This is a genomic window from Streptomyces sp. SAS_281, assembly GCF_052542855.1.
Genome location: NZ_JBMNDO010000026.1, coordinates 14,911 through 28,596, shown reverse-complemented (window position 1 = coordinate 28,596; position 13,686 = coordinate 14,911). Strand labels below are relative to the sequence as shown.

Sequence of the window (13,686 nt, the reverse complement as noted above, 5' to 3'; positions counted from 1 at the left end):
GACGGGAGGCACCGGGTGGCGGACGCACGGGAGACGGAGAGCGGGCAGCGGGGCGGCTGGGCGCGGAGACTGAGCGGTTACGCCTGGCGCTACCGGCGCAACGTCCTGCTGGCGCTCGGCTCCTCGCTCGCGGGCATGGCCGTGATGGCCCTCGTCCCGCTGATCACCAAGGTGATCATCGACGACGTGGTCGTCGGCCACACCCGCTCCCTCGCCGTCTGGACCGGACTGCTGATAGTGGCGGCCGTCCTCGTCTACGCCTCCACCTACATCCGCCGCTACTACGGCGGCCGGCTCGCCCTCGACGTCCAGCACGACCTGCGGACCGGCATGTACGGGACGATCACCCGGCTCGACGGCAGGCGCCAGGACGAACTGTCCACCGGGCAGGTCGTCGGACGCGCGACCAGCGACCTCCAGCTCATCCAGAGCCTGCTCTTCATGCTCCCGATGACCATCGGGAACGTGCTCCTGTTCCTGATCTCCCTGGTCATCATGGCCTGGCTGTCGCCGCTGCTGACGCTCGTCGCCGTCGCCGTCGCCCCCGCCCTCTGGTACATCGCCCGCCGCTCCCGCGCCCGCCTCTTCCCCGCCACCTGGTACGCCCAGTCGCAGGCGGCCGCCGTCGCCGGCGTCGTGGACGGAGCCGTCTCGGGCGTCCGCGTCGTCAAGGGCTTCGGGCAGGAGGAGCAGGAGACCGGCAAGCTGCGCGAGGTCGGCCGCAGGCTGTTCGCGGGCCGGCTGCGCACCATCCGGCTGAACTCCCGCTACACCCCCGCCCTCCAGGCGGTGCCCGCCCTCGGCCAGGTCGCGATGCTGGCCCTCGGCGGCTGGCTGGCCACCCGGGGCGAGATCACCCTCGGCACGTTCGTCGCGTTCTCCACGTACCTCGCGCAGCTCGTCGGCCCGGTCCGGATGCTCGCCATGGTCCTCACCGTCGGCCAGCAGGCCCGCGCCGGCGTCGAACGCGTCCTGGAGCTCATCGACACCGAGCCCTCCATCGAGGACGGCACCAAGGAGCTGCCCGCCGACGCCCCGGCGAGCGTCGAGTTCGAGGACGTCCGGTTCGGCTACGACACGACGCGCCGCCCCGTCCTCGACGGCTTCTCGCTGGCCATCGAACCCGGCGAGACCGTCGCCGTCGTCGGCGCCTCCGGCAGCGGCAAGTCCACCGTCTCGCTGCTCCTGCCGCGCTTCTACGACGTGACGCACGGCGCGGTCCTCGTCGGCGGCCACGACGTGCGGGAACTGACCCTGGACTCACTGCGCGCCGCGATCGGGCTCGTCCCCGAGGACAGCTTCCTGTTCTCCGACACCGTCCGCGCCAACATCGCGTACGGCCTGCCCGGCGCCACCGACGAGCAGATCGAACAGGCCGCCCGCTCCGCCCAGGCCCACCGCTTCATCGCCGAGCTGCCGAACGGCTACGACACCAAGGTCGGCGAGCACGGGCTCACCCTCTCCGGCGGCCAGCGCCAGCGCATCGCCCTGGCCCGCGCCATCCTCACCGACCCCCGCCTCCTGCTCCTGGACGACGCCACCTCCGCCGTGGACGCCCGCGTCGAGCACGAGATCCACGAGGCCCTGCGCCAGGTGATGGCCGGCCGTACCACGCTGCTCATCGCCCACCGCCGCTCCACCCTGAACCTCGCGGACCGCATCGCCGTCCTCGACGACGGCCGCCTCGCCGACCTCGGCACCCACGAGGAACTGGAGCGCCGCTGCGCCCTCTACCGGCGCCTGCTCACCGACCCGGACGAGCTGGGCGCCCCGTCGCCCGGCCACCGCCCGGCGGCCGCCCCCGAGGACCCGCAGGGGGAGCGCGCGCTCCAGGAGGAGATCGGCGCCGCATTCGACGCCGAACGCGGCATCACGCCCGCGCTGTGGGTGCGCGGGGAGGAGGACCGGGGCGCCGACACGGCGGGCACGCCCGCCACGCCCGAGCTGCTCGCCCAGGTGGACGCGCTGCCTCCGGCGACCGACACCCCGGACGTGGACGAGGCCCGCGCCGTGCACCCCGAGGACTCCTACGGGCTGCGCAGGCTGCTGCGCGGCTTCGGGCTGCCGCTGCTGGTCAGCCTCGGCCTGGTCGCCGTGGACGCCGGGGCCGGACTGCTGCTCCCGGTACTGATCCGGAACGGCATCGACGACGGGGTCACCCAGCTCGCGCTGGGCGCGGTCTGGACGGCTTCCGCCTTCGCCCTCGGCGTCGTCCTCGTGCAGTGGGCGGCCCAGGTCGGCGAGACACGGATGACCGGCCGCACCGGTGAGCGGGTGCTGTACGCGCTGCGGCTGAAGATCTTCGCCCAGCTCCAGCGCCTGGGGCTCGACTACTACGAGCGCGAGCTGACCGGCCGCATCATGACCCGGATGACGACGGACGTGGACGCGCTGTCCACGTTCCTCCAGACCGGCCTGGTCACCGCCTTCGTCTCCGTCGTCACCTTCCTCGGCATCATGGTCGCGCTGCTGGTCCTCGACGTGGAGCTGGCCCTGGTCGTCTTCGCGACCCTGCCCGTCCTCGTCGTCGGGACCTTCTTCTTCCGCCGCAAGAGCGTCAAGGCGTACGAGCTGGCCCGGGAGCGGATCAGCGTCGTCAACGCCGACCTCCAGGAGTCCGTCGCCGGCCTCCGCATCGTGCAGGCGTTCCGGCGCGAGCGGGACGGGGCCGACGCGTTCGCCGCCCGCAGCGACGAGTACCGCGAGGCGCGGGTGCGCGGGCAGTGGCTGATCTCCGTCTACTTCCCGTTCGTCCAGCTGCTGTCGTCCGTGGCCGCGGCGGCGGTGCTGATCGTCGGCGCCCACCGGGTGGACGACTCCACGCTCACCGCGGGCGCGCTGGTCGCCTACCTGCTCTACATCGACCTGTTCTTCGCACCCGTCCAGCAGCTCTCCCAGGTCTTCGACGGCTACCAGCAGGCCGCCGTCTCCCTCGGCCGCATCCAGGAACTCCTGCGCGAGCCCGCCTCCACCACCGACCGCGACGATCCGCGGCACGTCCGCGAACTGCGCGGCGAGATCGCCTTCGAGGACGTGTCCTTCGCCTACGGGGACGAGGAGGCGGCCCTCCGGGGCGTCGACCTGCGCATCCCGGCCGGGCAGACCGTCGCGTTCGTCGGGGAGACCGGGGCGGGGAAGTCGACCCTGGTCAAGCTGGTCGCCCGGTACTACGACCCGACGGAGGGCCGGATCACGGTGGACGGCGCCGACCTGCGCGCCCTCGGGCTCACCGCGTACCGGCGCAGGCTCGGAGTCGTACCGCAGGAGGCGTACCTCTTCGCCGGGACCGTGCGCGACGCCATCGCCTACGGGCGGCCGGACGCCACGGACGCGGAGGTGGAGGCGGCCGCCAGGGCGGTGGGCGCGCACGACATGATCGCGACGCTGGACGGCGGCTACCTCCACGAGGTCGCCGAGCGGGGCCGCAACCTCTCGGCCGGACAGCGCCAGCTGATCGCGCTCGCCCGCGCCGAGCTGGTCGATCCGGACATCCTGCTCCTGGACGAGGCGACCGCCTCGCTCGACCTGGCCAGCGAGGCGCAGGTCAACCAGGCGACCGACCGGCTGGCGGGCCGCCGGACCACGCTCGTCGTCGCCCACCGCCTGACCACCGCCGCCCGCGCGGACCGGGTCGTGGTGATGGACCACGGCCGGGTCGTGGAGGACGGCACCCACGACGAACTCCTCGCCCGCGAGGGGCACTACGCGGTGCTGTGGCGCACGTTCATAGGGGAGGACGAGCCGGCGGGGGTGTGACCCGGGGCCTATTCCCCGTCGCGGATGCCCGAGATCTTCCCGGTCGCCAGGTCGGACCGCACCGTCAGGTAGGTGTACGCGGGGTCCTCGGGCGATCCCCAGGTGAGCCGGACCGTGGACCAGGTGTGCCCGGCGCCGCTGTGGCCCGCGGTGACCCGGTGGTCCACCGGGACGTCCTGGGCGAGGAGCACGCCGTCCGCGTGGTTCGCCGCCTCCCAGTCGGCGAGGCGGGCACGCAGCCCGGGGGTGAGGTAGAAGCCGCGCAGCGCCGTGGCGAGGTCCCCGCCGTCCTCGGCGGCCACCGCGTCGATGTACGCGCTGTAGAAGTCGTCCACCAGCCGCGATTCCTGGGTCGACGTCTCGTCCCGGACCGTCGCCCCGGCGGACGCCTCACGCGGGGCGGCGGTGGCGGCGGCGGGCACGGCGACGGCGGCGGCGAGGAGCGCCGAGGCGATCAGCGTACGGCCGGCGGTGCGCCGGGCGGAGCGGGTTCGGGTCATGGCGGTTCCTGCCTTTCGTGGTGGTCTGTCCTGTCCGGCTCCATGGTGGGCCGCTCCGGCCCGTGCAGGTGCCGGGCCCGCCGGATGCAACCTCCGGATGGCCTCCCGCGTCGTACGCAGGTACAGGCATATGCGCCCAGGTGTCGGGTAGAGGCGCGGATGTTCGATGAAGCGATGGGGCTGCTGTGACCAGAGGGACCGAAGGACATGCCCGGGGCGCGCGGCGCGGGCTCCGCCGTCATGCCGTGGTCCTTGCCCTGGCCACCGCCTTCGCACTGGTGACCGGCGGGGCGGTCGCGGGGAGCGCGGACGCCGCCTCGGTGTGCGCGGGCCGCCCGAAGAAGACGGTGAAGTTCGCGACGGGTGAGCTGCGCGTCTACACATCGCGTGCCTACGCCTGCGTCACCGCCGTCGCCGCCAAGCCCGGAAAGCGCCGCCCCATGGCAGTGACCATCCAGCCGCGCGGCGGCCTCCCCGTCACGGACAGCGGCCGCTACACCCAGCGGGCGGGCCCGGTGACCGTGCACGCCCTGAACCGGTGCGTGCGGGTCTCCGGCACCGTCGCCGGCAAGGGCGCCCGCACGGGCTGGATCCTGTGCTGACCGGGTGACACCTCCCGGACCCCGGCAACGGGGTCTGGTGGTGCGCGTGTTGCCCCGCTAGGTTCACCGCGTCAGCTGTGGACCAAGAGGCGTCTCGCGGTACTCCGGAGACGGCTCAGGGGAGGACACGCATGCGCAAGACGCTCAGAGGAATCCTGTCGCTCGCGGTGCTCATCGGCACGGTGAGTGCGACGGGTGCCTCGGCCGGGGCGGCCACCGCCGCCGGACCGGCCTCGCTCCGCACCGCCGTGAGCGACAGCGGAACGAGCACGGACATCAAGGACCGCATCCTGGCCATCCCGGGCATGAGTCTCATCGAGGAGAAGCCCTACGCGGGCTACCGCTACTTCGTCCTGAACTACACCCAGCCGGTCGACCACCGCCACCCGTCCAAGGGAACGTTCCAGCAGCGGATCACCCTGCTGCACAAGGACACCTCCCGTCCGACGGTCTTCTACACCGGCGGCTACAACGTCTCGACCAACCCCAGCCGCTCCGAGCCCACCCGGATCATCGACGGCAACCAGGTCTCGCTGGAGTACCGGTTCTTCACCCCGTCGCGCCCCTCGCCCGCCGACTGGTCCAAGCTCGACATCTGGCAGGCGGCAAGCGACCAGCACCGCGTCTTCACCGCGCTCAAGCGGATCTACTCCGAGAACTGGCTGACCACCGGCGGCTCCAAGGGCGGCATGACCGCCACGTACTACGAGCGCTTCTACCCGAAGGACATGGACGGCGTCGTCGCCTATGTCGCCCCCAACGACGTGGTGAACAAGGAGGACTCGGCCTACGACCGGTTCTTCGCGAAGGTCGGCACCGAGGAGTGCCGCGACAAGCTCGGCGGCGTCCAGCGCGAGGCCCTGATCCGCCGCGCGCCGCTGGAGGAGAAGTACGCGCGGTACGCCGCCGACAACGGCTACACCTTCGACACCGTCGGCTCCCTGGACCGGGCGTACGAGGCCGTCGTCATGGACTACGTGTGGGCGTTCTGGCAGTACAGCCTGCTGGCCGACTGCGACAGCCTCCCGGCCGACGCGAAGGCGGCGACCGACCAGGAGATCTGGAACTCGGTCGACTCGATCTCCGGCTTCTCCGCCTACGCCGACCAGGGCCTGGCCAACTACACCCCGTACTACTACCAGGCGGGCACCCAGCTCGGGTCACCGGACATCGAGCAGCCCTGGCTCGGCAAGCTGAGCCGCTACGGCTACCAGCCGCCGCGCAACTTCGTGCCGCGCTCCATCCCGATGAAGTTCCAGCCCTCGGTGATGCGGGACGTCGACACGTGGGTGAAGCACCACGCCACGCACATGCTGTACGTCTACGGCGAGAACGACCCGTGGGGCGCCGAGCGCTTCCGGCTCGGGGCGGGCGCCCGCGACAGCTATGTGTTCACCGTGCCCGGCGGGAACCACGGCTCGAACGTCGCCGGTCTCGCGCCCTCGGAGAACGCCACGGCCACCGCCGCGATCCTGCGCTGGGCGGGTGTCGCACCGGCCGCCGTGCAGCAGGACGAGTCCAAGGCGAAGCCGCTCGCGAAGTTCGACGCGCGGCTCGACGACAAGGAGCTGACGACCGACCACCGCCTCGGCGTCCGGCGCCCGTGACGCGACCCCGCCCCGGCGGCCGTGGTCACACGGCCACCGGGGCGGGGCGTCGGTCAGTACGTCAGCCCGTACCCCACCGGGTACAGCACCTTCGACGGGTCGTCCGCCCGTTGGACCGGCACCGGAAGCTTGCCCTCCGGCCGGACCCGGCCCGCGATCACCCGGACCGCCGCGCGCAGTTCGACGTCGGTCCAGGAGTAGGCGGCCAGGTGCGCCCGGTGCCCGGTGCCCGCCAGCTGCGCGATGTCGTACGGGTTGCGGATGGCGACCGTGATCACCGGGACGCCCGTCGCGGCCAGCGCGCCGACCAGCGTCCGCTGCGAGCTGGTCGCCGAGACGTTGTACGTCCCCACCACCACCGCGTCCTTGCCCTGGGCGGCCGCCACCGCCGCGTCGATGGCAGCCTTGGTGGGCGCGGTCCCGGTGGACAGCGCGGTCGCCGTGAAGCCCAGCTCCTCGAACGCCCCGGCCAGCGTCGTCGTCGGCGGGCCCGTGGTGCCCGAGGGCGAGGCCGGGTCCGCGCCCACCACCAGCAGGTTGCGGTGCGAGCGGCGCGACAGCGGCAGCAGCCGGCCCTCGTTGGCCAGCAGGGTCGTCGTGCGCTCGGCGATCCGGTCGGCGGCGGCCAGATGCGCCCGGGTGCCGACCGTACGGTCCACCCCGCGCCCGGAGACGAACGGCTGGTCGAAGAGCCCCAGCTTCGTCTTCAGGCGCAGGATGCGCAGGATCGATTCGTCGAGCCGGGCCTCGCTGACCTCGCCGCTCTTCACGGCCGCCAGCAGCGCGTTCCACGAGACGTCCAGGCTCGGCGGGTTCAGCAGCTGGTCCACGCCCGCCCGGAGCGCGAGCACCGGCACCCGCTCGTCCCCGTACTTCGTGCGCACGCCCTGCATGCCGAGCGAGTCGGTGACCACGACCCCGTCGTAGCCCAGCTCCTCGCGCAGGATGCCGGTGAGGATCGGCTTCGAGAGGGTCGCCGGGTCCTCGGCCGGATCGAGGGCGGGCACCACGATGTGCGCGGTCATGATCGAGTCGATGCCCGCCGCGATGGCCGCCCGGAACGGGGGCGCGTCCAGCTCCGCCCACTGCTCCCGGGTGTGGCCGATGACCGGCAGGCCCGTGTGGCTGTCGGTGCTCGTGTCGCCGTGGCCCGGGAAGTGCTTGGCCGTGGAGGCGATCCCGGCGCTCTGATACCCCTTCACCTGCGCGGCGACCATCCCGGCCACGGACTGCGGGTCCGAGCCGAAGGAGCGGACGCCGATGACCGGGTTGGCCGGGTTCACGTTGACGTCGGCGTCCGGCGCGTAGTTCTGGTTGATGCCGATCGCCGCCAGCTCGGCGCCCGCGATCTGCCCGGCCCTGCGGGCGTCGGAGCGCGAACCGCCCGCGCCCAGCGCCATCGCGCCCGGCATCAGCGTGGCCGGTTCGCCGACGCGGCAGACGATGCCGTGCTCCTGGTCGGTGGAGATCAGCAGCGGGATGCGGGACGGGCCCGCGAGGCCCGCGCGCTGGATGCCGTTGGAGAGCTCGGCGATCTGGTGCGGGTCGCGGGTGTTGTGGGCCCAGGCGAAGTAGATGATCCCGCCGACGTGGTACTTGGCGATCATCTCGGCGGCCGTACGCACCCCGATCTCGGAGAGGTTGGCGTCGATGTCGGCCTGGTCCGGGTCGGTGGCGGAGTGCCCGTAGACCCGCATGACGAAGAGCTGGCCGACCTTCTCCTCCAGGCTCATCCCGGAGATGAGCCGCTTCAGCCGCCGGGTCGTGGCGGCGGAGGTGTGACTGCTGTGCGCGGAGCCGGCGCCCTGGGAGGCGGCGGCCCCCGGGGCGGTCGCCATGCCGGCCGCGGCGGCGACCGCGGTGGCGGCGGTGGCGGTGAGCAGGGTGCGTCTGGAGGTGCGGTGGTGCACGTGAGCTCCTTCGGCCGTTCTCGGTGACGAGGGGGTGAAAGAAACTTCCAAGGAGCACGGATATCCAGAAAATAACTTCCGGTCAAGGGTGCGGACCGTTTTGAGCGCGTCCCTGCCGGTCGTCGGGTGCCGTGGGGTGTCGTCGCACGTCCCGGCCGACCGGCCTACCGCAGCCCCACCCCCGCCCCGTGCGCCTGGAGCGCGGCCACCGCCGCCGTGATCGCGGGCCGCCGGGCCGCCCCCGTCCGCCACAGCGCGTACAGCCGCCGCACCGGCACCGGGTCCATCCGTACCGCCACCACGCCCTCCGGCAGCGGTCCGCGCCCCAGCCGGGGGATCATCGCGACCCCGAGACCCGCCGCGAGCAGGGCGAGCTGGGTGTGGTTCTCCTCCGCCTGGTGCCGGATGTCCGGCTCGTAGCCCGCCGCGCGCAGCGTCCGTACGAGCCAGTCGTGGCAGACCGTCCCCGGCGGCTGGCAGATCCACCGCTCCCGGGCCAGCTCCTCGCGCAGCACCCCGTCCCGCCCCGCCAGCCGGTGCCCCGCCGGGACCAGCAGGTCGCACGCGTCGTCCCCGATCACCGCCTGCTCCACGCCCTCCGGCGCCGGCAGCGGCGCGATGTCCCAGTCGTGCGCGACGGCCAGATCGATCACGCCCTTGGCGACCAGGTCCACCGACAGGTGCGGGTCCACCTCGGTCATCCGCACGTCGAGCCCCGGGTGCCCCCGGTCCAGATCCGCCAGCACCCCCGGCAGCAGCCCCCGCGCCGCCGAAGCGAACGCACCCACCGAAAGGCGTCCCGTCGGCAGCCCCCGGCGCTCCTCGAGCGAGGTCTCCGCGCGCTCCACGATCGCCAGCAACTGCTGGGCGGCGGACGCCAGATGGACGGCCTCCTCGGTCAGCGCGACGCCCCGGCCGCGCCGCTCCAGCAAGGTCGTGCGGGTCTCCCGCTCCAGCTTGGTGATCTGCTGCGAGATCGCCGACGGGGTGTAGCCGAGGGCCGCCGCCGCGCCCGCGACGGAACCGTGGACGGAGACCGCGTGCAGCGCGCGCAGCCGGGCGAGATCGAGCATCCGAAGCCTCCGGAACCGGCGTGATTCATCAGCGATGCTCAATTCCACCATGAAGGAACGCGCGCTGGTGCTACATGGTCGGGGCGGGTGATCCTCGGTGCATGCGTCCCCGCCACATCGCCCTGGCCGCCCTGGTGGCAGCCGTCTGGGGTGTCAACTTCGTCGTCATCGAGCTGGGCCTCGACCACTTCCCGCCGCTGCTCTTCTCCGCGCTCCGCTTCCTGACCGCCGCGCTGCCCGCCGTCTTCCTCGTGGGCAGGCCGAAGGTCGCCTGGAAGTGGATCGTGGGGGTCGGGCTGGCCCTCGGCGTCGCCAAGTTCGGGCTGCTCTTCATCGGCATGGACCGGGGGATGGGCGCCGGGCTCTCCTCGCTCGTCCTCCAGGTCCAGGCCGTGTTCACCGCGCTCTTCGCGGCCCTCGCGCTGGGCGAACGACCAGGCCGCACCAAGCTCCTGGGCATGGCGGTGGCGCTCGCCGGCATCGGCGTCGCGGCCGTGGACGAGGGCGCGAGCGGGCCCGTGCTCGCCTTCGTCCTGGTCATCGCGGCGGCGGCCTGCTGGGGCGTGTCCAACGTGCTGACCCGCAAGGCCGCCCCGCCCGACCCGCTCAACTTCATGGTGTGGGTCTCGACCGTGCCCGTCCTGCCGCTGCTCGGGCTCTCCCTGCTCTTCGAGGGCTGGGACCGCGACCGCGAGGCGCTGGCCGGGCTCGACCGGAGCGGGGCCGGGGCCATCGTCTACGTCGCCTGGATCGCCACGGTCTTCGGCTTCGGCGCGTGGGGCTTCCTGCTCAGCCGCTACCCGGCGTCCTCGGTGGCCCCGTTCACCCTGCTCGTGCCCGTCTTCGGGATGTCCTCGGCCGCCCTGGTGCTCGGCGAGTCGGTGAGCCCGCTGCGGTGGTGCGCGGCGGCACTCCTGGTCGGCGGGGTGGCGCTCACCTCACTGGCCGGGACGCGCCGGGCGCCCGCCCCGGAACCGGTACCCGCCTGATACCGCTCACTGCTTGGGCGCGCCCAGCCGCAGCAGGTGCTCGCGCCCCGCGACCAGCAGCCCCGGCAGCTCCGCCGCCCCCGGGTACCAGCGCTTCTCGTACTCCCAGCAGACCCAGCCGTCCGGGTCCAGCGTGTCCAGGCACGCCCGCAGCGGCAGCACCCCGTCCCCGAGGGCGAGCGGCGTGGTGTCGTCCGCCGACGCGATGTCCTTCACCTGTACGTAGCCCAGGTGCGGGGCCAGCACCGCGTGACTGGCCACCGGCTCCTCGCCCGCCAGCCAGGTGTGCATGACGTCCCACAGCGCACCGATGCTCTTGTGCCCCACCGTCCCGGCCACCCGGGCGGCGTCGGCCCCCGCCCGGTGCGAGTCATGGGTCTCCAGCAGGATGCGTACGCCCAGGTCGGCGGCGTACGGAGCGGCCGCGCCCAGCCTGCGCGCGGCGGCCGCGTCGGCCTCCTCCGGATCCTGGTCACCGCCGCCCGGGAACACCCGGACGAACGACGCGCCCAGGTCCCGGGCCAGCTCGGTCAGCGCGGCCAGCTCGTCCAGGACCGGCTGGTCGTACCCCTCGGCGGCCACCTGCGCGTACCCCGCCACGCCCAGGATCTCGACCCCGCCGCGCTCGAACTCCGCTCGTACGGCCGCCCGTTCGGCCTGCCCGAGGCCCAGGTGGACCGGCTCCTCGGGGTGGGCGCGCAGCTCGACCCCCTGGTAGCCGCTCCCGGCGGCCAGCCGGACGACCTCGGGCATGGGGAGCCCCGGCACCCCGAGGGTGGAGAAAGCGAGCTTCACTGCGTGATCCTTCCGTCGTTCCGTGCCGCCGTGCGCGTGCGAGGGGCGCGCCCCGCCGCCGCACCCTACGAGGGGCGGGCGCCCTGACACGTACCCCGCCACCTGCGGCTCACCCCCGGGGTGCCGCCGTCGAGCCGCGCACCATCAGCTCGGCCGGGATCAGCGCGATGCCGCCCGGCGGCGGGTCCTCCTTGCCCATGGCCAGCCGCCCCGCCCGCGCCCCCGCCTCGAAGAGCGGCAGCCGCACGGTCGTCAGGGCCGGGACCACGTCCACGGAGAACGGCAGGTCGTCGAAACCGGCCACCGAGATGTCCTCCGGGATGCGGAGCCCCCGGTCGCGGACCGCCGCCGCCGCACCGAGTGCCACGGTGTCGTTCGCGGCCACGATCGCGGTGATCTCCGGTTCGCGGCGCAGGAGTTCGACCGTGGCGTCGTAGCCGGAGCCCCGGTCGTACGAGCCGTGCACGGTGAGCCGGTCCTCGTCCCCGGCCGCCCCCGCCGCACGCATCGCCTCCCGGTGACCGGCCAGGCGGTGGCGGGTGGTGGTCCGTTCCAGCGGGCCCGCGACATAGCCGATCCGGCGGTGCCCCAGGGAGAGCAGGTGGCCGGTGAGGCGCCGGGCGCCGCCCTGGTTGTCGAAGGCCAGCGCGGCCACCACTGACGCCCCGTCCGGCAGCGGGGGGCGCCCGCAGAGCACGACCCGGGTCCCCGCCTCCGCGAGCTTGGCGAGCTTCGCGGCCATCGCCGTCTGGTGCTCCGGGTCCTCCACCGCGCCCCCGGTCAGGACGACGGCGGCGGCGCGCTGGCGCTGGAGCAGGGTGAGATAGGTCAGCTCGCGGGCGGGGGAGCCGCCGGTGTTGCAGACGACCGCCAGTTTCTCGCCACCCGCCCGGCCGGACCCGTCGCCGGGCCCGCCGATCTCGGTCTGCGCGGCGCCCGCCATGATCCCGAAGAACGGGTCGGCGATGTCGTTGACGAGGACGCCGACCAGGTCCGAGGTGGCCGCCGCCAGCGCGCTGGCCTGCCCGTTCAGCACGTAGTCCAGGTCGTCCACCGCACGCAGCACCCGTTCCCGGGTGGACGCCGCCACCGGGTAATTGCCGTTCAGCACACGGGAGACGGTGGCCGGGGACACCCGGGCGCGGGCCGCCACGTCCGCCAGGGTGACTGTCATCGCTTTCCTCCGTGGCCGGTGACCGATTGACGGGCCCCCTCTTGTCCGGGCCGCTGTCGGCAGGCTAGCGTCATCCCGCATAGAAAGCGCTTGCTACGGCTGTACGGAGGGAACTTTCGTGACACGCAGGACAGTGCGCATCGCCATGAACGGCGTGACGGGACGCATGGGATACCGGCAGCACCTGGTGCGCTCGATCCTCGCGATCCGCGAGCAGGGCGGCCTCGACCTCGGCGGCGGCGACGTGCTGTGGCCCGAACCGATCCTCGTCGGCCGCCGCGCCCACGCCCTGGAGGAGCTGGCCGCCCGCCACGGTCTGACCGAGTGGTCGACCGACCTGGACGCGGTCCTCGCGGACGACACCGTCGACATCTACTTCGACGCCCAGGTCACCCAGGCCCGGGTCGAGGCGATCAAGAAGGCCGTCGCCGCCGGCAAGCACATCTACACCGAGAAGCCCACCGCCACGGACGTCGAGGGCGCGCTCGACCTGGCCCGCCTGGCCCAGGAGGCCGGCATCAAGCACGGCGTCGTCCAGGACAAGATCTTCCTGCCGGGCCTGCTGAAGCTGAAGCGCCTCATCGACGGCGGCTTCTTCGGCGAGATCCTGTCCGTGCGCGGCGAGTTCGGCTACTGGGTCTTCGAGGGCGACTGGCAGGAGGCGCAGCGCCCCTCCTGGAACTACCGCGCGGAGGACGGCGGCGGCATCGTCGTGGACATGTTCCCGCACTGGGAGTACGTGCTCCACGAGCTGTTCGGCCGGGTCACCACGGTGCAGGCGCACGTCCAGACCCACATCCCGGAGCGGCGCGACGAGCACGGCAAGCCCTACGCGGCGACCGCCGACGACGCCGCCTACGGCATCTTCCAGCTGGAGGGCGGCGCCGTCGCCCAGATCAACTCCTCCTGGACGGTCCGGGTCAACCGCGACGAGCTGGTCGAGTTCCAGGTGGACGGCACCCACGGCTCCGCCGTCGCGGGCCTCCGCAACTGCCGCGTCCAGCACCGCTCGGCCACCCCGAAGCCGGTCTGGAACCCGGACCTGCCGGTCACCGAGTCCTTCCGCGACCAGTGGCAGGAGGTCCCGGACAACGCGGTGTTCGACAACGGCTTCAAGGCGCAGTGGGAGCTGTTCCTCCGCCACATCGTGCTGGACGAGCCCTACACCTGGGACCTGATGGCGGGCGCCCGTGGCGTGCAGCTCGCGGAGCTCGGCCTGAAGTCCCACGCGGAGGGCCGCCGCCTGGACGTCCCGGAGCTGTCGCTGTGACCCGCCGCCT

General features: G+C 73.1%; 10 protein-coding genes. 5 read left to right on the top strand and 5 right to left on the bottom strand.

What is annotated here, in order from left to right; genetic code table 11:
• Nucleotides 1-15 precede the first annotated feature (15 nt).
• Nucleotides 16-3,756: an ABC transporter ATP-binding protein gene (locus ACN6LM_RS12575; protein WP_445065419.1), complete on the top strand. Its 3,741-nt coding sequence runs from the start codon at nucleotides 16-18 to the stop codon at nucleotides 3,754-3,756.
• 8 nt (nucleotides 3,757-3,764) lie between these two features.
• Here ACN6LM_RS12575 and ACN6LM_RS12570 read toward each other — a convergent pair whose 3' ends face one another.
• The gene (locus ACN6LM_RS12570) at nucleotides 3,765-4,256 is read right to left on the bottom strand and encodes a hypothetical protein (protein WP_445065418.1); all 492 of its coding nucleotides are present in this window, start codon (nucleotides 4,254-4,256) and stop codon (nucleotides 3,765-3,767) included.
• A 185-nt stretch (nucleotides 4,257-4,441) separates the two neighbouring features.
• On the opposite strand from ACN6LM_RS12570, the gene ACN6LM_RS12565 reads away from it, so the two are divergent.
• Complete coding sequence (locus tag ACN6LM_RS12565; protein ID WP_445065417.1) at nucleotides 4,442-4,858, top strand: hypothetical protein; 417 nt, start codon at nucleotides 4,442-4,444, stop codon at nucleotides 4,856-4,858.
• A gap of 131 nt (nucleotides 4,859-4,989) precedes the next feature.
• The gene (locus ACN6LM_RS12560; RefSeq protein ID WP_445065416.1) at nucleotides 4,990-6,465 is read left to right on the top strand and encodes a S28 family serine protease; all 1,476 of its coding nucleotides are present in this window, start codon (nucleotides 4,990-4,992) and stop codon (nucleotides 6,463-6,465) included.
• A gap of 53 nt (nucleotides 6,466-6,518) precedes the next feature.
• Here ACN6LM_RS12560 and ACN6LM_RS12555 read toward each other — a convergent pair whose 3' ends face one another.
• Both ACN6LM_RS12555 and ACN6LM_RS12550 read right to left on the bottom strand, forming a co-directional pair.
• Entirely contained in the window at nucleotides 6,519-8,375 is a 1,857-nt protein-coding gene (locus ACN6LM_RS12555) for a glycoside hydrolase family 3 protein (RefSeq protein ID WP_445065414.1), read from the bottom strand.
• 164 nt (nucleotides 8,376-8,539) lie between these two features.
• Nucleotides 8,540-9,448 (bottom strand): LysR family transcriptional regulator, encoded by a 909-nt coding sequence (locus ACN6LM_RS12550; protein ID WP_445065413.1) that lies wholly within the window; start codon nucleotides 9,446-9,448, stop codon nucleotides 8,540-8,542.
• 101 nt (nucleotides 9,449-9,549) lie between these two features.
• Here ACN6LM_RS12550 and ACN6LM_RS12545 point away from each other — a divergent pair, with 101 nt between their 5' ends.
• The gene (locus tag ACN6LM_RS12545; RefSeq protein ID WP_445065411.1) at nucleotides 9,550-10,437 is read left to right on the top strand and encodes an EamA family transporter; all 888 of its coding nucleotides are present in this window, start codon (nucleotides 9,550-9,552) and stop codon (nucleotides 10,435-10,437) included.
• Nucleotides 10,438-10,443: 6 nt separating this feature from the next.
• On the opposite strand, the gene ACN6LM_RS12540 is transcribed toward ACN6LM_RS12545, so the two are convergent.
• Both ACN6LM_RS12540 and ACN6LM_RS12535 read right to left on the bottom strand, forming a co-directional pair.
• Nucleotides 10,444-11,232 (bottom strand): sugar phosphate isomerase/epimerase family protein, encoded by a 789-nt coding sequence (locus ACN6LM_RS12540; RefSeq protein ID WP_445065410.1) that lies wholly within the window; start codon nucleotides 11,230-11,232, stop codon nucleotides 10,444-10,446.
• Nucleotides 11,233-11,341: 109 nt separating this feature from the next.
• Nucleotides 11,342-12,406 carry a LacI family DNA-binding transcriptional regulator gene (locus ACN6LM_RS12535; protein ID WP_445065408.1) on the bottom strand — a complete coding sequence of 355 codons (1,065 nt, stop codon included), beginning with the start codon at nucleotides 12,404-12,406 and terminating at the stop codon, nucleotides 11,342-11,344.
• 118 nt (nucleotides 12,407-12,524) lie between these two features.
• On the opposite strand from ACN6LM_RS12535, the gene ACN6LM_RS12530 reads away from it, so the two are divergent.
• Nucleotides 12,525-13,676 carry a Gfo/Idh/MocA family protein gene (locus tag ACN6LM_RS12530; protein ID WP_445065407.1) on the top strand — a complete coding sequence of 384 codons (1,152 nt, stop codon included), beginning with the start codon at nucleotides 12,525-12,527 and terminating at the stop codon, nucleotides 13,674-13,676.
• Nucleotides 13,677-13,686: the final 10 nt, after the last annotated feature.

What these genes read in the sequence shown, in the direction of transcription:
- ACN6LM_RS12570 (WP_445065418.1), bottom strand. Translation starts at nt 4,256, where the DNA reads ATGACCCGAACCCGCTCCGCCCGGCGCACCGCCGGCCGTACGCTGATC.
- ACN6LM_RS12560 (WP_445065416.1), top strand. Translation starts at nt 4,990, where the DNA reads ATGCGCAAGACGCTCAGAGGAATCCTGTCGCTCGCGGTGCTCATCGGC.
- ACN6LM_RS12550 (WP_445065413.1), bottom strand. Translation starts at nt 9,448, where the DNA reads ATGCTCGATCTCGCCCGGCTGCGCGCGCTGCACGCGGTCTCCGTCCAC.
- ACN6LM_RS12545 (WP_445065411.1), top strand. Translation starts at nt 9,550, where the DNA reads ATGCGTCCCCGCCACATCGCCCTGGCCGCCCTGGTGGCAGCCGTCTGG.
- ACN6LM_RS12535 (WP_445065408.1), bottom strand. Translation starts at nt 12,406, where the DNA reads ATGACAGTCACCCTGGCGGACGTGGCGGCCCGCGCCCGGGTGTCCCCG.